Origin of the sequence: Pseudomonas sp. HTZ2, assembly GCF_033173945.1 — a bacterium.
In the GTDB taxonomy this organism is placed as follows: domain Bacteria; phylum Pseudomonadota; class Gammaproteobacteria; order Pseudomonadales; family Pseudomonadaceae; genus Aquipseudomonas; species Aquipseudomonas guariconensis.
In genome coordinates, this window is the sequence record NZ_CP137332.1 from 2,660,937 (window position 1) to 2,677,056 (window position 16,120).

Annotated in this window: 17 protein-coding genes; 9 read left to right on the top strand and 8 right to left on the bottom strand. The window is 62.5% G+C overall.

Going from position 1 to position 16,120, the window contains the following annotated elements; translation table 11 throughout:
• Position 1: 1 nt before the first annotated feature.
• The 5 genes from tusC (at position 2) to R6G97_RS12385 (ending at position 3,043) form a co-directional block, all read left to right on the top strand.
• A complete protein-coding gene (gene tusC, locus R6G97_RS12365; RefSeq protein WP_043212262.1) occupies positions 2-361 on the top strand; it encodes a sulfurtransferase complex subunit TusC in 360 nt (119 codons plus the stop codon).
• A complete protein-coding gene (gene tusB / locus R6G97_RS12370) occupies positions 361-657 on the top strand; it encodes a sulfurtransferase complex subunit TusB (RefSeq protein WP_317847040.1) in 297 nt (98 codons plus the stop codon). Before tusC ends, tusB begins: the two co-directional genes overlap by 1 nt.
• The gene (locus tag R6G97_RS12375) at positions 654-989 is read left to right on the top strand and encodes a TusE/DsrC/DsvC family sulfur relay protein (RefSeq protein WP_317847041.1); all 336 of its coding nucleotides are present in this window, start codon (positions 654-656) and stop codon (positions 987-989) included. Before tusB ends, R6G97_RS12375 begins: the two co-directional genes overlap by 4 nt.
• Positions 986-1,987, top strand: a complete 1,002-nt coding sequence (locus tag R6G97_RS12380; protein WP_317847042.1) for a glycosyl transferase family protein — start codon at positions 986-988, stop codon at positions 1,985-1,987. Before R6G97_RS12375 ends, R6G97_RS12380 begins: the two co-directional genes overlap by 4 nt.
• Before the next feature lie 96 nt (positions 1,988-2,083).
• On the top strand, positions 2,084-3,043 hold the full coding sequence (locus R6G97_RS12385) for a glutathione S-transferase family protein (protein WP_317847043.1): 960 nt from the start codon (positions 2,084-2,086) through the stop codon (positions 3,041-3,043).
• 33 nt (positions 3,044-3,076) lie between these two features.
• Here the strand turns inward: R6G97_RS12385 and cysG are convergent, their stop codons facing one another.
• From cysG to R6G97_RS12415, 6 genes are all read right to left on the bottom strand, one after another.
• Complete coding sequence (gene cysG / locus R6G97_RS12390) at positions 3,077-4,468, bottom strand: siroheme synthase CysG (RefSeq protein WP_043212251.1); 1,392 nt, start codon at positions 4,466-4,468, stop codon at positions 3,077-3,079.
• A complete protein-coding gene (gene serS, locus R6G97_RS12395) occupies positions 4,469-5,749 on the bottom strand; it encodes a serine--tRNA ligase (protein ID WP_043212249.1) in 1,281 nt (426 codons plus the stop codon).
• A gap of 28 nt (positions 5,750-5,777) precedes the next feature.
• Positions 5,778-6,152, bottom strand: coding sequence for a fluoride efflux transporter CrcB (gene crcB / locus R6G97_RS12400; protein ID WP_043212246.1), 375 nt, complete (start codon positions 6,150-6,152; stop codon positions 5,778-5,780).
• Positions 6,149-7,474, bottom strand: a complete 1,326-nt coding sequence (locus R6G97_RS12405) for a replication-associated recombination protein A (protein WP_043212243.1) — start codon at positions 7,472-7,474, stop codon at positions 6,149-6,151. The genes crcB and R6G97_RS12405 overlap by 4 nt, the downstream gene beginning before the upstream one ends.
• Positions 7,475-7,486: 12 nt before the next feature.
• On the bottom strand, positions 7,487-8,110 hold the full coding sequence (gene lolA / locus R6G97_RS12410; protein WP_043212241.1) for an outer membrane lipoprotein chaperone LolA: 624 nt from the start codon (positions 8,108-8,110) through the stop codon (positions 7,487-7,489).
• A gap of 62 nt (positions 8,111-8,172) precedes the next feature.
• Positions 8,173-10,671 carry a DNA translocase FtsK gene (locus R6G97_RS12415; RefSeq protein ID WP_377735719.1) on the bottom strand — a complete coding sequence of 833 codons (2,499 nt, stop codon included), beginning with the start codon at positions 10,669-10,671 and terminating at the stop codon, positions 8,173-8,175.
• 322 nt (positions 10,672-10,993) lie between these two features.
• Between R6G97_RS12415 and aat the strand changes: the two genes are divergently transcribed.
• The 3 genes from aat (at position 10,994) to infA (ending at position 12,759) form a co-directional block, all read left to right on the top strand.
• Positions 10,994-11,674: a leucyl/phenylalanyl-tRNA--protein transferase gene (gene aat, locus R6G97_RS12420; RefSeq protein ID WP_043212240.1), complete on the top strand. Its 681-nt coding sequence runs from the start codon at positions 10,994-10,996 to the stop codon at positions 11,672-11,674.
• A 55-nt stretch (positions 11,675-11,729) separates the two neighbouring features.
• A complete protein-coding gene (locus R6G97_RS12425) occupies positions 11,730-12,437 on the top strand; it encodes an arginyltransferase (RefSeq protein WP_043212238.1) in 708 nt (235 codons plus the stop codon).
• A gap of 103 nt (positions 12,438-12,540) precedes the next feature.
• Positions 12,541-12,759 carry a translation initiation factor IF-1 gene (gene infA, locus R6G97_RS12430; protein ID WP_002553999.1) on the top strand — a complete coding sequence of 73 codons (219 nt, stop codon included), beginning with the start codon at positions 12,541-12,543 and terminating at the stop codon, positions 12,757-12,759.
• 151 nt (positions 12,760-12,910) lie between these two features.
• Here infA and clpA read toward each other — a convergent pair whose 3' ends face one another.
• The gene (gene clpA, locus R6G97_RS12435; RefSeq protein ID WP_043212236.1) at positions 12,911-15,181 is read right to left on the bottom strand and encodes an ATP-dependent Clp protease ATP-binding subunit ClpA; all 2,271 of its coding nucleotides are present in this window, start codon (positions 15,179-15,181) and stop codon (positions 12,911-12,913) included.
• A 30-nt stretch (positions 15,182-15,211) separates the two neighbouring features.
• A complete protein-coding gene (clpS, locus tag R6G97_RS12440; RefSeq protein WP_043212233.1) occupies positions 15,212-15,574 on the bottom strand; it encodes an ATP-dependent Clp protease adapter ClpS in 363 nt (120 codons plus the stop codon).
• Between the two features lie 230 nt (positions 15,575-15,804).
• Between clpS and cspD the strand changes: the two genes are divergently transcribed.
• On the top strand, positions 15,805-16,062 hold the full coding sequence (cspD, locus tag R6G97_RS12445; RefSeq protein WP_043212231.1) for a cold shock domain-containing protein CspD: 258 nt from the start codon (positions 15,805-15,807) through the stop codon (positions 16,060-16,062).
• Positions 16,063-16,120: the final 58 nt, after the last annotated feature.

The window sequence follows — 16,120 nt, forward strand, 5'->3', positions numbered from 1 at the left end:
GATGGCCAAATCCCTGTTGATCATCAGCCGCCAGGCGCCCTGGAACGGCCCCAGCGCCCGTGAGGCCCTGGATATCGCCCTGGCCGGCGGCGCCTTCGATTTGCCCCTGGGCATGCTCTTTCTCGATGATGGCGTATTCCAACTCGCTCCCGGCCAGCAGCCTGGCGCACTGCAACAGAAAAATCTCGCTGCCAATCTCCAGGCGCTGCCGATGTTCGGTGTCGAGGAACTGTTCGCCTGCGGCCACAGCCTGGCCGAGCGCGGCCTGGCGGGTGACGCGCTGGAGCTGGCGGTCGAGGTGCTGGATGATGCAGGCCTGACCGCCCTGATTGCCCGTTTCGACCAGGTGGTGACACTCTGATGACGACCTTGCATGTAATCAGCCATTCGCCCTTCGGCGACAATCGTCTGGACAGCTGCCTACGCCTGCTGGGCACGGATGATGCTCTGCTGCTGTGCGGCGACGCTGTCTATGCTCTGCGCGCCGGCAGTGAGCCATGGCGCAAGCTCGAAGCCGCCGCCTTAGGTAACCGCCTTTACGCCCTCGCCGAGGATCTGCAGGCCCGCGCCATCGAAAGCGCATTAGCCGAGCCTGTGGACTATCCGGCCTTCGTCGAACTGTCACTGCATTACCACAAGGTCAACAGCTGGCTATGAGCAACCTCACTGTCGGCGATCAGCAGGTCGCCCTGGACAAGGACGGCTTTCTGGCCGACTTGCAAGCGTGGTCCCCTGAAGTCGCCCAAGCGCTGGCCGCACGCGAGAATATTGCGCTGACGCCTGAGCACTGGGAGGTACTGGAAGTGCTGCGCCAGTTCTACGACGAGTTCCAGCTGTCACCGGCCACCCGCCCGCTGATCAAGTACACCGCCCTCAAGCTAGGCCCGGAAAAAGGCAACAGTCCGCACCTCAATCGTCTGTTCAATGGCACTCCCGCCAAACTCGCTGCCAAGCTGGCGGGCCTGCCCAAGCCAACCAACTGCATATGACCATCGCTCGTCCACTCACTTTGCAACCCCCCGCCGAACATCCCTTCGCTGAATTCGTGCGCATTCTCGGCAAAGGCAAGCGCGGCGCCCGTGGCCTGACCCGTGAGGAGGCCCGCACGGCCATGACTCTGCTGCTCGAGGGCAAGGTCGAAGACACCCAACTGGGCGCCTTCCTCATGCTGCTGCGGCACAAGGAGGAAAGCGCCGAGGAGCTCGCCGGCTTCACCGAGGCCTTACGCGCTCACCTGCAGCCCCCTACCATCAACGTGGACCTGGACTGGCCCACGTACGCCGGCAAGAAGCGCCATCTGCCTTGGTACCTGCTTGCGGTCAAATGCCTGGCGGGTAACGGTGTGCGCATTATCCTGCATGGCGGCGGTGCGCACACCGCCGGGCGCCTGTATACCGAGCAATTGCTGGACTTGCTGGACATCCCCCTGTGCCGCGACTGGCCCGCTGTAGCCCAGGCCCTGGAAGAGCGCTGCCTGGCCTTCGCACCGCTGCAGGACTGGGCCCCGCAACTGCAGCGCATGATCGATCTGCGCAACACCTTGGGGCTGCGCTCGCCGATTCACTCGCTGGCCCGGGTGCTCAATCCGCTGGGCGCACGCTGCGGCCTGCAAAGCATCTTCCATCCCGGCTACCAGGCTGTGCATCGCGAGGCGAGCCGTCTACTGGGCGACCATGCCGTGGTGATCAAGGGCGACGGCGGGGAGATCGAGGTCAACCCCGATGTGATCAGCCATCTCCATGGCACCACCGCCGGCGCAGCCTGGGACGAAGAATGGCCGGCGCTGAGTGCCCAGCGCCACGTCAAACCAGCCACCCTGCAACCTGAGCACCTGTTGAAGGTATGGCGCGGCGAAGCCGAGGACAGCTATGGCGAACTGGCAGTGCTGGCGACCATGGCGATGGCCCTGCGTGGGCTTGGGCAAAGCCGTGAGCAGGCCTTCGAAACCGCACGCAACTACTGGACGCAACGTAAAAACATCGAATAAATCGATCCGATCGCCGCAGTCTTTGCGCTATTTATTCGAACAGAGTTGCCTAGACTGAGCTCCAACGACAAACGACTATGTTCCGAGGAGCTCACCATGGGCCTTTTAATCGACGGCCGCTGGCATGACCAGTGGTACCAGAACAGCAAGGACGGCGCATTCCAGCGCGAGAACGCCCAACGCCGTAATCAACTACCTGCCGCCGAAGCCGGGCGCTACCACTTGTACGTCTCCCTGGCCTGTCCCTGGGCTCACCGCACCTTGATCTTCCGTGCCCTCAAGGGCCTGGAACCGCTGATCGATGTCTCTGTAGTGGGTTGGCTGATGGGCGAGCATGGCTGGACCTTCGATCGTCAGCACGGCTCCACCGGCGACCACCTGGACGACCTGCAGTACCTTCACCAGCGCTATACCCAGGATGACCCACACTACACCGGCCGCGTGACGGTACCGGTGCTGTGGGACAAACAGCAAAAGCGCATCGTCAACAACGAGTCGGCAGAGATCATCCGCATTTTCAACAGCGCCTTCGATGAGCTGACAGGCAACCGGCTGGACCTCTACCCCGAGCCGCTTCGCCCGACCATCGATGCACTCAACGAACGCATCTACCCGGCGGTGAACAACGGCGTGTACCGTGCAGGCTTCGCCACCACCCAAGAGGCCTACGAGGCGGCGTTCGATCAGGTGTTCGCTGAACTGGATCACCTCGAGACCCTGTTGGGCCGTCAACGCTACCTGGCGGGGGAATATCTCACCGAGGCCGACGTACGTCTGTTCACTACCCTGGTGCGCTTCGACGCCGTGTACCACGGCCACTTCAAGTGCAACCTGCGTCGCCTGGCCGACTACCCGAACCTGTCCAACTGGCTGCGCGAGCTGTACCAGTGGCCGGGCGTGGCCGGGACCGTGAACATGGAGCACATCCAGAAGCACTATTACATGAGCCACAAGACCATCAACCCGAATGGCATCGTGCCCAAAGGACCGCTGCAGGATTTCAACCAGCCGCATGACCGCGAGCGGCTGGCGGGCAAAGGCATCTGGCAGGCTTGAAACAGCTGGGGCCGCTTAGCGGCCCCAATCATGTCACCCTTGTTGTGATCCTTCGAACCACGCCAGCTTCTCGCGTAGCCGCACCACCTCCCCGACAATCACCAGAGTCGGCGCATGCACTTCATGACGCGCCACCAGCGCCGGAAGATCCGCCAGGGTCCCAGTGAACACCCGCTGGTTACGTGTGGTCCCCTGTTGCACCAACGCCGCCGGGGTACTGGCCGCGCGGCCATGGCGAATCAGTTCGGCGCAGATGGTCGGCAGGCCGACCAGACCCATGTAGAACACCAGGGTCTGGGCAGGCGCCACCAGATCATCCCAAGGCAAGTTGCTGGTGCCATCCTTCAGATGCCCGGTGACGAAGCGCACCGACTGGGCATAATCCCGATGGGTCAGCGGAATTCCGCCATAAGCTGAGCAACCACTGGCCGCGGTGATGCCCGGTACCACCTGAAACGGGATACCCTCCTCGGCCAGCTCTTCGATCTCCTCACCACCACGACCGAAGATGAACGGGTCGCCGCCCTTCAGGCGCAACACTCGCTTGCCCTGGCGCGCCAGGTCCACCAGCAGGCGATTGATCTGCTCCTGCGGCACCGCATGATCGGCGCGGCGCTTGCCAACGTAGATCCGCTCGGCATCACGTCGGCACATCTCGATGATCGCCGGCGCCACCAATCGGTCATACAGCACCACATCGGCCTGCTGCATCAGGCGCAAGGCACGGAAGGTCAGCAGGTCCGGGTCACCCGGGCCGGCACCGACCAGATACACCTCGCCCCCTTGCTGCACCGGCGCACCATCGACCTTCGCCTGCAACAGGCGCTCGGCCTCGCTGCCCTGCCCGGCCAACTGGCGTTCGGCGATCGGCCCCTGAAAGACATCCTCCCAGAAACCGCGACGCTGGTTGACGTCCGGATACAACGCCTTGACCTTGTCGCGAAAACGCGCGGCCAAACCGGCCAACTCGCCATAGGCGGCTGGAATCCAGGCCTCCAGGCGCGCGCGGATCAGCCGCGCCAGCACTGGCGCGTCGCCGCCACTGGACACGGCCACCACCAAAGGCGAACGATCGACGATCGCGGGGAAAATCACCGTGCACAGGGCCGGCGCATCCACTACGTTGACCGGCAGGCTACGCGCCTGGGCATCGGCAGAGACCTGGGCATTGAGCACGGAGTCGTCGGTGGCGGCGATCACCAACCGGCAACCGTCAAGGTCGCCTGGCTGGTAACCGCGCACCAAGACCTCACCGCCACCCTCGCGGGCCAGCGCGGCCAGCTGGCCGTCGACCTCCGGTGCCACTACCCGCAGCGCGGCGCCGGCGTCGGCCAGCAGACGCGCCTTGCGCAGGGCGATCTCACCGCCACCGACGACCAGTACCCGACCACCCTGCAGCTTGTGGAACAGCGGCAGGTAATCCATTTAGCGGATGACCTCGACACCACCCATGTAGGGCTTGAGCACTTCCGGCACGCGAATCGAGCCATCGGCCTGCTGATAGTTCTCCAGCACCGCCACCAGGGTGCGGCCGACCGCCAGGCCTGAGCCGTTGAGGGTATGCACCAGCTCAGGCTTGCCGGTCTCCGGATTGCGCCAGCGGGCCTGCATGCGGCGGGCCTGGAAGTCGCCGCAGTTCGAGCAGGAGCTGATCTCGCGGTACTTGCCCTGGCTCGGCACCCAGACTTCCAGATCGTAGGTCTTCACGGCGCTAAAGCCCATGTCGCCGGTGCACAGGGCCAGGACACGGTAGGGCAGCTCCAAGGCCTGCAGCACGCGCTCGGCGTTGGCGGTCAGGCCTTCGAGCGCTTCCATCGACTTGGACGGCTCGACGATCTGCACCATCTCGACCTTGTCGAACTGGTGCTGGCGGATCATGCCGCGGGTATCGCGACCCGAAGCACCGGCTTCGCTGCGGAAGCACGGAGTGTGGGCGACGAACTTGATCGGCAGTTGCTTGGCATCGATGATCTCGCCGGCGACGATGTTGGTCAGCGACACTTCGGCGGTCGGAATCAGGTAGAAGTCCGCCTCGCCTTCACGGGCGATCTTGAACAGGTCTTCCTCGAACTTCGGCAACTGGCCGGTGCCCTGCAGGGCCGGCGCTTGCACCAGATACGGGGTATAGGCCTCCTCGTAGCCGTGCTCGCTGGTGTGCAGATTGATCATGAACTGGGCCAGGGCGCGGTGCATGCGGGCGATCGGGCCACGCAGCAGGGCAAAGCGTGCGCCGGAGAGCTTGGCCGCGGTCTCGAAGTCCAGGCCGCCGCTGATCTCGCCCAGTGCCACGTGGTCCTTGATCTCGAAATCGAAGTCACGCGGCGTTCCCCAACGGCGCACCTCGACGTTGGCCTCCTCGTCCGGGCCGACTGGAACGCTGGCGTCCGGCAGGTTGGGGATGGTCAGCACGATAGCGTCAAGTTCGGCCTGGATGGCATCCAGCTCTGCCTTGCCCTCGGCCAGCTCGCCAGCCATGCGCTCGACATCCGCCATCAGCGGCGCGATGTCTTCACCCTTGGCCTTGGCCTGGCCGATCGACTTGGAACGGGCGTTACGCTCGGCCTGCAGTTGCTCGGTGCGGGTCTGCACGGCCTTACGGCGCTCTTCCAGGGATTCGATGCGCGCGACATCCAGGCTGAAGCCACGGGAGGCCAGGCGATCCGCCACTTCCTGAAGTTGGCCGCGTAACAGTTTGGAATCGAGCATATCGTTCTCTCGTTATGTGAGTGTTGGTTCAGAATTTGGTCAGCGACAGGCCGGCCCAAGTGGCAAGCAGCCCGCCGATTACGCTAATACCGGTATAGCCCAAGGCCAGCGGAACTTGCCCACTTTCCATCAGGCGCACGGTATCGAGCGAGAAAGAAGAAAAAGTCGTCAGGCCACCCAGAAAGCCGACGATCAGCCCGGCGCGCAGCTCGACCGGCGCCAGCGGCTTGTGCAGGAACAAGCCATAGAGCAGGCCGATCAGCAGGCAGCCGATCAGGTTGACCGCCAGCGTACCGAGATAGAAGTGGCGTGGCCAGTGTGCCGCCACCCAATTGCTCGTGGCAAAGCGCAACAGGGTTCCGGCGATACCGCCCGCGCTGACCGCGGCGATGAGGCCGATCATGGCTTTCTCCGTTGCCGGGGGCTGGTGCGGTCCAACTCGGCCAGGTGGCGCAGTTTCTCACCTATCTTGAGCTCCAGGCCCCGGGGTACCGGCTGGTAGTACTGGCGTGGCTCGAGCTGTTCGGGGAAGTAGTCTTCACCTGCGGCGTACGCATCAGGCTCGTCGTGGGCGTAGCGGTATTCCTCGCCATACCCCAGCTGCTTCATCAGCTTGGTCGGAGCGTTGCGCAAGTGCAACGGCACCTCCAGGGAACCGTGCTCGGCGGCTTCGCGCATGGCGGCCTTGAAGCCCATGTACACGGCATTGCTCTTCGGCGCGCAGGCGATGTAGGTAATGGCCTGAGCCACCGCCAGCTCCCCCTCGGGGCTGCCCAGACGCTCCTGCACATCCCAGGCAGCCAGGCACAGGCTCAAGGCGCGAGGATCGGCGTTGCCGATGTCCTCGCTGGCCATGCGCACCACTCGACGAGCGATGTACAGCGGATCGCAGCCGCCGTCGAGCATACGCGCATACCAGTACAACGCCGCATCGGGATTGGAGCCCCGCACAGACTTGTGCAACGCCGAGATCTGGTCGTAGAAGGCCTCGCCCCCCTTGTCGAAGCGACGCCGGCTGTCGCCGAGCAAGCTCTGCAACAGATCGACGCCGATCTCGCCGCCGTCCTCAGCGAGATCCGAAGCGTTCTCCAGCAAGTTGAGCATCCGCCGGCCATCGCCGTCAGCTGCCGCCATTAGCATTTTGAAAGCGTCGTCACCGACACTCAGCTGGCGTGCACCAAGGCCGCGTTCCTCGGTCAGGGCGCGGTTGACCAACTTGCGCAAGGCCGCTTCGTCCAGGCTCTTGAGCACATACACCCGAGCCCGAGACAGCAAGGCGTTGTTCAATTCGAACGAGGGGTTCTCGGTGGTGGCACCGATGAAGATCAGCGTGCCGTCTTCCACATAAGGCAGAAAGGCATCCTGCTGGGACTTGTTGAAGCGGTGCACCTCATCGACGAACAGGATGGTCCGGCGACCATACTGGCCCGCCTGCTGCTTGGCCACCTCTACCGCCTGGCGGATCTCCTTGACCCCGGCCAGCACCGCCGACACCGTCTCGAAGTGAGCGTCGCAGAACTGCGCCAACAACCGCGCCAGGGTGGTCTTGCCCACTCCAGGCGGCCCCCAGAAGATCATCGAGTGCAGCGCGCCCTGTTCCAGCGCCTCACGCAGCGGCTTGCCACGCGCCAGCAGGTGCTCCTGGCCGACGTACTCGTCCAGGTTGGACGGACGCAGCCGGGCGGCCAGGGGCTGGGCGACAGGTTCGCTTCGAAACAGGTCCATGATGCGCTCTCATTACTCCTGGATGACGTCGGCGCCTTCCGGGATCTTGAACTGGAACTTGCTCGCCGGGATCGCCTCGTTGGCCTTGACCCCGTTGAACAGGATATTGGTGCGCTGACCCACGCTGTCGACCAGTTGCATGTCGTTGATCAGACCGCGGCGGAACGACACACGCAGAGAGTCGAACAAGGTGTCCTTGGTCTTGGGTTTCAAGGTGAAGTCCATGACTTCGCCCTGTTCCTTGGAGGTGATATCGAAGCTCTGGCTGATCTTGGACACATCACCGGACAGCAACAGCGCCGGGGTCTGGTTCAGTCGCACGTCGAGCTTCTTGATGGTGGCCTGCTCCAGGTCCGGGTCCCACAGGGTGACCTTCTGCCCGTCGGACACCACCACCTGCTCCTGAGGCGCATCAGTGTGCCAGTAGAACAGGCCTGGGCGCTTGACGGACATCTCGCCACTGGTTTCCTGCAAGCTCGTGCCGCTGGCATCGAGGGTAAGTTGTGAGAAACGAGCCGAGATGGTCTGCGACTTCTCCAGCAACTGGGTCAGGCGTGCAACGTCCTTCTCATCGGCCTGGGCCGACACAGCGCCCAGGGCCAGGGCAGAAACCAACAGCATGCGAATCGCGCGCATGGGAATCCTCGTTGAACAGTGAATGGGCCGGGCGCCGCCTTCGACGTCCGGCAAGGTGATCATCAATCGCGTGGGCCGCCCGGGGCAATCACTTCCCGCGAGCCGTTGCTGTTCATGGGGGTGACCACACCGGCCATCTCCATCGCCTCGATCATCCGAGCGGCGCGGTTATAGCCGATCTTCAACTTGCGCTGCACCGCGGAAATGGACGCCCGACGACTTTCCAGTACGAACTGCACGGCTTCGTCGTACAACGCATCGGCTTCCGGATCGTCGCCATCGCCGCCGCCACCACCGCCGCCCTCGAAGCCGCTACCGGCTTCCTCGACGCCGTTGAGGATGTCGTCGTTGTAGTCCGGCGCGCCGCGCAGCTTCCAGGCTTCGACGACCCGGTGCACCTCGTCGTCGGAGACGAACGCACCATGCACACGGATCGGCAGGCTGGTGCCCGGCGGCATGTAGAGCATGTCACCGTGACCGAGCAACTGCTCGGCGCCACCCTGGTCGATGATGGTCCGAGAGTCGATCTTGCTGGACACCTGGAACGCCATGCGGGTCGGAATGTTGGCCTTGATCAGGCCGGTGATCACATCCACCGACGGACGCTGGGTGGCAAGAATCAGGTGAATACCGGCGGCCCGTGCCTTCTGGGCGATACGGGCAATCAGCTCTTCGACCTTCTTGCCGACGATCATCATCATGTCGGCGAACTCGTCGACGATCACCACGATGGTCGGCAGCGTCTTCAGCGCAGGCGGCTCGTCGTCCATGCTCTCGCGGCGGTACAGCGGGTCGTGGATGACCTCGCCGGCCTCCTGGGCATCCTTGATCTTGCGGTTGAAGCCCGCCAGGTTCCGCACGCCCATGGCGGCCATCAGCTTGTAGCGCCGCTCCATCTCGGCCACGCTCCAGCGCAGTGCATTGGCGGCGTCCTTCATGTCAGTGACCACCGGGCAGAGCAGATGCGGAATACCCTCGTAGATCGACAGCTCGAGCATCTTCGGGTCGATCATGATCAACCGCGCATCTTCAGGACTGGATTTGAACAGGATCGACAGGATCATGGCGTTGACACCCACCGACTTACCGGAACCGGTGGTACCGGCCACCAGCAGGTGCGGCATCTTGGCAAGGTCAGTGATCACCGGCTTGCCGCCGATGTCATGGCCCAGGGCCAGGGTGACCGGCGACTTTTGCTCGTCGTACTGCGGCGTGGACAGCACCTCGGAGAAGCGCACCATCTGCCGGTTTTCATTGGGAATCTCGATACCCACGGTGGTCTTGCCCGGGATGACTTCAACCACGCGCACGCTGGTCACTGCCAGCGAACGCGCCAGGTCCTTGGCCAGGTTGGCGATGCGGCTGACCTTCACGCCGGCGGCCGGCTGGATCTCGTAACGCGTGATCACCGGACCCGGATGGATCGAGTCCACCGCAACTTCGACGCCGAACTCCTTGAGCTTGATTTCCAGCAATTGGCCTACACCGGCCAGGGATTCTGGCGAGTACTCGATCTTCTTCTGCTCGGCCGGGTCGAGAATGGAGATTGACGGCAAGGTACCTTCCACGGCGCTATCGACGAACAGCGGTGCCTGCTTCTCCTTCATCACCCGCTTGCTCGGTTCAGGCGCCTTGACCGGGGTTGGCGGCATGATCACCGGCGCGACCGGTTGCTCGCGTGGCACCACAGGTTCGCGTGGTAGCACAGGCCGGGCGGGCGCTTCGTCACGTTCGCTGATGCGTTCGCGCGGCTGAGGCTTGATCGGCTCGCGCTTCTCGGCGGCCATCGGCGCCACATCGAGGATCGGCTCATCCACCTCGCGCAGTTGCGCCACCAGGCGCTTGCGCTCGTTGCGCGCTTCCCACCAACGGTTGGCCGCGCTCTGCACCAGTTCGAACAGATCGAGCGTGATCTTGCCGGTGATGTCCATCACCTTGAACCAGGACAGGTCGGTGAAGACCGTCAGGCCGAACAGGAACAGGGCGATGAACATCAAGGTGCTGCCCTGCACGTTCAACAGGTTGCGCGCCAGATCGCCCAGGCTTTCGCCCAAGGCACCACCGGCAGAGAACGGCATGCTCGCCGGTGGATGGAAATGGATATGCGCCAGCGCCGCGCCCGACAGCACCAGGAATACCAACCCGATCAACCGCCAGGAAAACAGCCAGCCGCTCCACTGCCAGGGCTGGTGACGCTCGCGGAAGATCTGCCAGGTCTTGATCGCCAGCAGCAACGGGAAGATATAGGCGAAGTAGCCCAGCACCATGAACAGGATATCGGCAAAGTAGGCACCGGCGCGGCCAGCGGCGTTCTGCACCTGTTCGGCATTGCTGGTGTGACTGAAGCCTGGGTCCGACGTGTCGTAGGTCAGCAGTGCCATCCACAGGTACAGGCACAGGGCGCCGACAGCGATCAGCGCACCTTCCTTGAGGCGGTAATGCAGCTGCTGTCGCCACAGGGGCACGGGCAAAGGGGGCGGGGTTGCGGTGGATTTCTTCAAAACGCGTCTATTCCTGCGCTTGCTGCGCGTCCAGTAGTGATCGACCCGGTGTCCGGTCAATGAACCACTACTTTTAACATTACTGCCCGCCAGCCGCCATGGCGGCACGCCAGGTGAGGCTGGAGCGGCGCGGATTTCCTATGGGTGCAATTTGAGCACGCATTTTCTTTCGTGACAAAGGCTTATGCTGTGTTTTTGCACAGGTATGACAGCAAATGTGCCGGATGGTGCCGATGGACGCCTGAATGGGCAGGAAATTACCTCGCAAAGTGCCAGCCTGCGCCCAGACGCGCCAACGGCTGACACCACAAGGCCACACATTGACCTCACACCACCAGCGCGCCATGCTGGTTGACCTCCCCTCCCCCACCGCCGAAAGACCATGCTCACCTGGCTGACCCGCGACTCGCTGAACTTCCCGCCCCTGGAAAAAGCCCTGCACGACCCCAACGGCCTGCTGGCCGCAGGCGGCGACCTGACGCCGGAGCGCTTGGTGCAGGCTTATCGCCATGGCTGCTTCCCGTGGTACCAGGATGGCCAACCGATCCTGTGGTGGTCACCGGATCCTCGCACCGTGCTTTTCCCGGACGAGCTGCACGTATCGCGCTCATTGGCCAAGTTCATCCGCCAAGGCCATTACCAGGTCAGCTTCGACACCGACTTCCCCGCCGTCATCGCCGCCTGCGCCGCGCCACGCGATTATGCCGACGGCACCTGGATCACCGACAACATGCAGGCGGCCTACTGCGAACTGCACCGACGTGGCATCGCCCACTCGGTCGAGGTACGCCGCGACGGTCAACTGGTGGGCGGGCTATATGGCCTGGCCATGGGCCGACTGTTTTTCGGCGAGTCTATGTTCAGCCGCGCCGACAATGCGTCCAAGGTCGGCTTCGTAGCCCTGGTCGAGCACCTCAAAGCCGCCGGATTCGTGCTGATCGACTGCCAGATGCCGACCAACCATCTGCACAGCCTCGGCGCCCGCGCCATCAGCCGGGCCTGCTTTGCAGAGCACCTGGCACGCTATCTCGATACCCCAAACACGGCGACCTGGGCTCGCTAGGCGAGTTCTGCCAGCTGGCTTACACTTAAGTCAAAGTCTTACCGAGGGGTTGATCATGACAGAGCTGGCGCGGTTGAAGTTCTATGCCACTCAACCCCACTCCTGCAGCTATTTGCCAGAGGAGCAGGCCACTACGCTGTTCCTGGACCCCAGCCAACCGATGGACGTGCATGTGTATGCCGACCTGTCGGAAATGGGCTTTCGCCGCAGCGGCGATCACCTGTACCGCCCTCATTGCCAGAACTGCAACGCCTGCGTGCCCGCGCGCATTCCGGCTGCGCGCTTCATCCCCAACCGCCAGCAACGGCGCATCCTCAAACGCAACGCCGATCTGACCGTCACCGCCGCGCGCCCGGCGTTTCGCGAAGAATATTTCGACCTGTACCGCCGCTACATCGAGCAACGCCATGCCGATGGCGACATGTACCCCCCCAGCCGTGACCAGTTCTCCACTTTCCTGGTGCGCGACCTGCCGTTCTGCTGGTTCTATGAGTTCCGCCTGGAAGGCAAACTCATGGCGGTGGCCGTGAGCGATCTGCTGCCCAACGGCCTATCTGCGGTCTACACCTTCTATGAGCCCGAGCAGGAGCGCCGCAGCCTTGGGCGCTATGCCATCCTCTGGCAGATCACCGAAGCCCTGCGGCAAAACCTCGATGCGGTCTACCTCGGCTACTGGATCAAGAACTGCAAGAAAATGAACTACAAGACCCAGTACCGGCCCATTGAACTGCTGATCAACCAGCGCTGGGTTACCCTCAATTGAAAGCATTGGCTTGAAACACAGTTTTCGGGCATAATCCACGCCACTTTTTTGCCCGGTGCAGTTGCGTATCGGGCCATTCACTGGATACCGAGGGCTTTACTGCATGTCGAAAGAAGACAGCTTCGAAATGGAAGGTACTGTCGTCGACACCCTGCCCAACACCATGTTCCGCGTGGAGTTGGAAAACGGGCACGTCGTAACCGCGCACATCTCCGGAAAGATGCGCAAGAACTACATCCGCATTCTCACTGGCGACAAGGTCCGCGTCGAACTGACGCCATATGACCTGAGCAAGGGCCGCATCACCTATCGCGCCCGCTGAGTCTCAGCCAATAAAAAGCCCGGCCAATGTGCCGGGCTTTTTTGTGCTCGCTCGAATGCAGAAGGTCGCTTTCTGCTGTTTTGGCGACAGAAGGCCACTCCCACAGGAGAAGCCTTAATGTCGCGAAAGGGGGCTGCAAGCAGCCCAGACCTCATGCAACCTCAGCCGTGGTCTCGAAGTCGAACACCAGCTCGCCATCACGCAGGTCGACATGCACCACGCCGCCATGCTCGGAGAGCTCGCCGAACAGGATCTCTTCGGCCAGCGGCCGCTTGATCTTGTCCTGGATGAGCCGCGCCATCGGCCGCGCCCCCATCTGCACGTCATAACCAGAAGCCGCCAGCCAACCGCGGGCGTCATCACTGACTTCCAGCAGCACGCGCTTGTCTTCCAGCTGCGCCTGCAGCTCGATGAGGAACTTATCGACGATGCTCTTGATGGTTTCGTGGCTCAGGCGGCCGAACTGGATAATGGTGTCCAGACGGTTGCGGAACTCCGGCGTGAAGCTCTTGCGGATCACCTCCATAGCGTCAGACGTGTGGTCCTGCTGAGTAAAGCCGATCGAGGCCCGCGCGGCAGTTTCAGCACCGGCGTTGGTGGTCATGATCAGGATCACGTTGCGGAAGTCCGCCTTGCGCCCATTGTTATCGGTCAGGGTTCCGTGATCCATCACCTGCAGCAGCAGGTTGAAGACTTCCGGGTGGGCCTTCTCAATCTCATCGAGCAACAGCACACAATGCGGCTGCTTGGTGATCGCTTCGGTCAGCAGACCACCCTGGTCGAACCCGACATAGCCAGGAGGCGCACCGATCAGGCGCGATACGGTATGCCGCTCCATGTACTCGGACATGTCGAAGCGCACCAGCTCCACCCCAAGCGCCTTGGCCAGCTGACGGGCCGCCTCGGTCTTGCCCACACCCGTGGGGCCTGCGAACAGGAACGAGCCGACCGGCTTGTCCGGCGACTTGAGCCCGGCACGGGACAGCTTGATGGCAGTGGCCAGCGAATCGATGGCGGCATCCTGACCAAACACGGTGAGCTTGAGATCGCGCTCGAGGTTGCGCAGCAGCTCCTTGTCGGAGCTGGTGACATGCTTGGGCGGGATCCGCGCGATCTTGGCGACGATGTCCTCGACCTGAGGCACATCGATGCGCTTGACGCGACTGCCCTCTGGCTGCAGGCGCTGATAGGCACCCGCCTCGTCGATCACGTCGATAGCCTTGTCCGGCATGTGCCGGTCATTGATATAGCGCGCAGCGAGTTCGGCGGCGGCGCGCAAGGCTTCGTCGCTGTACTCGATGTTGTGATGACTCTCGAAGCGGCCCTTCAGGCCACGCAGGATGCCCACGGTATCTTCGACCGACGGCTCGGTGACGTCGACCTTCTGGAAGCGCCGCGCCAAGGCGCGGTCCTTCTCGAAAATGCCACGGAATTCCTGGAAGGTGGTCGAGCCGATGCAGCGGATGTCGCCCGACGACAGCAGCGGCTTGAGCAGGTTGGAGGCATCCATCACGCCACCGGATGCAGCACCTGCACCGATGATGGTGTGGATCTCGTCGATGAACAGAATGGCCTGCGGACGCTTGCGCAGCTCACCGAGCAACGCCTTGAAGCGCTTCTCGAAATCGCCGCGGTACTTGGTACCGGCCAGCAATGCGCCAAGGTCCAGGGAATACACCACGCTCTGTGCCAGCAGATCCGGCACCTGACCGTCGACGATGCGCTTGGCCAGACCTTCGGCAATGGCCGTCTTGCCCACGCCAGCCTCGCCGACCAGCAGCGGGTTGTTCTTGCGCCGACGAGCAAGAATCTGCGCGACGCGCTCGACTTCCTGCTCACGCCCCACCAGCGGATCGATGCGGCCCAGACGGGCCAATTCGTTCAGGTTGCTGGCATAAGCATCCAGCGGATTGCTCGAGGAAGCAGATTCGCCGCCCTCCTCGTCCTGCATGTCCTGATCGTTTTCGCTGTGCGAGCCGTGGCCCGGCACCTTGGAGATGCCATGGGCGATGTAGTTGACCACGTCGATACGTGCCACGCTCTGCTGCTTGAGCAGAAACACGGCCTGGCTTTCCTGCTCGCTGAAGATCGCCACCAGCACGTTGGCGCCGGTGACTTCGCGCTTGCCGGAGCTCTGCACATGGAACACGGCACGCTGCAGCACGCGCTGGAAGCCCAGGGTCGGCTGAGTCTCGCGGTCCTCGTCATGGACAGGGATCAGCGGCGTGGTGGAATCGATGAACTCTTGCAGGTCGTGCTTGAGCTTGTCGAGATTGGCGCCACAGGCGCGCAGAACGGTCGCGGCGGCCTCATTGTCAAGGAGTGCTAGCAGCAGGTGCTCGACGGTCATGAACTCATGACGCTTCGAACGAGCCTCCTTGAAGGCCAGATTGAGGGTGACTTCGAGCTCGCGGTTTAACATAGCTTCACCTCATACCCAAGTGGTCGGCGATTAACCGTCCTTCTCGATTTCACAGAGTAGCGGATGCTGGCTTTCCCTGGCGTATTGGTTGACCTGCATGGCCTTTGTCTCGGCGATGTCACGGGTAAACAATCCGCACACTGCCCGCCCTTCGGTATGGACGGTCAGCATGATCTTGGTCGCCAGCTCGCGGTTCAGATTGAAGAACGTCTCGAGCACTTCGACGACGAAATCCATTGGCGTGTAGTCATCGTTGAACAAAACCACCTTGTACATCGGTGGCGCCTGCAGGATCGGCTTGGCTTCCTGTACCGCCAGACCGGAGCCGTCGTCCTCGTTAGATTGCGGGCGATCCTGATTGAATGTTAGTCGAATCTGGCTGAGTGGTTGCATGGAAAGAATTTCATCATAACGACAAGTTAAGGTGATGGTTTGACCGCGTAGGCCGCTGCCGGCGCGGGGGCCGTCTGACCTTGACTATCGGCAAAACGGTGTTACAACCAATAAGAACCCACCGTGGTCGATAAAGATCCGCGCAGTCAACCAGATTTTTTCGCATGGTTCGTATGCGGATGACGTGGATGATACTCCAGTGATGGAGTCCTTTGCAGAGGGACATGAGGATGGCGAGCGGTAAAGTCAAGTGGTTCAACAATGCCAAGGGCTATGGATTCGTCAACGAGGAGGGCAAGAGCGAAGACCTGTTCGCCCACTATTCGCATATCCAGATGGACGGCTACAAGACACTCAAGGCTGGCCAGTCCGTGACCTTCGACATCGTCCAGGGACCCAAGGGGCTGCACGCCGTCAACATCTGCGGCGCCGGCGCCACGGCATCGAAAGTCGAAGTCCAGCCGGTCGAGAGCATCGTCCAGGCCTGATCCACCCCTGACCTTCTGCAGGCACATCGGCAACCGGCCAGCCCCGCAAGGGCTGGCC

Bases quoted from the DNA above. Each gene is read 5' to 3' on its own strand.
- tusC (WP_043212262.1), top strand. From the start codon at position 2: ATGGCCAAATCCCTGTTGATCATCAGCCGCCAGGCGCCCTGGAACGGC.
- tusB (WP_317847040.1), top strand. From the start codon at position 361: ATGACGACCTTGCATGTAATCAGCCATTCGCCCTTCGGCGACAATCGT.
- R6G97_RS12375 (WP_317847041.1), top strand. From the start codon at position 654: ATGAGCAACCTCACTGTCGGCGATCAGCAGGTCGCCCTGGACAAGGAC.
- R6G97_RS12380 (WP_317847042.1), top strand. From the start codon at position 986: ATGACCATCGCTCGTCCACTCACTTTGCAACCCCCCGCCGAACATCCC.
- R6G97_RS12385 (WP_317847043.1), top strand. From the start codon at position 2,084: ATGGGCCTTTTAATCGACGGCCGCTGGCATGACCAGTGGTACCAGAAC.
- cysG (WP_043212251.1), bottom strand. From the start codon at position 4,468: ATGGATTACCTGCCGCTGTTCCACAAGCTGCAGGGTGGTCGGGTACTG.
- serS (WP_043212249.1), bottom strand. From the start codon at position 5,749: ATGCTCGATTCCAAACTGTTACGCGGCCAACTTCAGGAAGTGGCGGAT.
- crcB (WP_043212246.1), bottom strand. From the start codon at position 6,152: ATGATCGGCCTCATCGCCGCGGTCAGCGCGGGCGGTATCGCCGGAACC.
- R6G97_RS12405 (WP_043212243.1), bottom strand. From the start codon at position 7,474: ATGGACCTGTTTCGAAGCGAACCTGTCGCCCAGCCCCTGGCCGCCCGG.
- lolA (WP_043212241.1), bottom strand. From the start codon at position 8,110: ATGCGCGCGATTCGCATGCTGTTGGTTTCTGCCCTGGCCCTGGGCGCT.
- aat (WP_043212240.1), top strand. From the start codon at position 10,994: ATGCTCACCTGGCTGACCCGCGACTCGCTGAACTTCCCGCCCCTGGAA.
- R6G97_RS12425 (WP_043212238.1), top strand. From the start codon at position 11,730: ATGACAGAGCTGGCGCGGTTGAAGTTCTATGCCACTCAACCCCACTCC.
- infA (WP_002553999.1), top strand. From the start codon at position 12,541: ATGTCGAAAGAAGACAGCTTCGAAATGGAAGGTACTGTCGTCGACACC.
- clpA (WP_043212236.1), bottom strand. From the start codon at position 15,181: ATGTTAAACCGCGAGCTCGAAGTCACCCTCAATCTGGCCTTCAAGGAG.
- clpS (WP_043212233.1), bottom strand. From the start codon at position 15,574: ATGCAACCACTCAGCCAGATTCGACTAACATTCAATCAGGATCGCCCG.
- cspD (WP_043212231.1), top strand. From the start codon at position 15,805: ATGGCGAGCGGTAAAGTCAAGTGGTTCAACAATGCCAAGGGCTATGGA.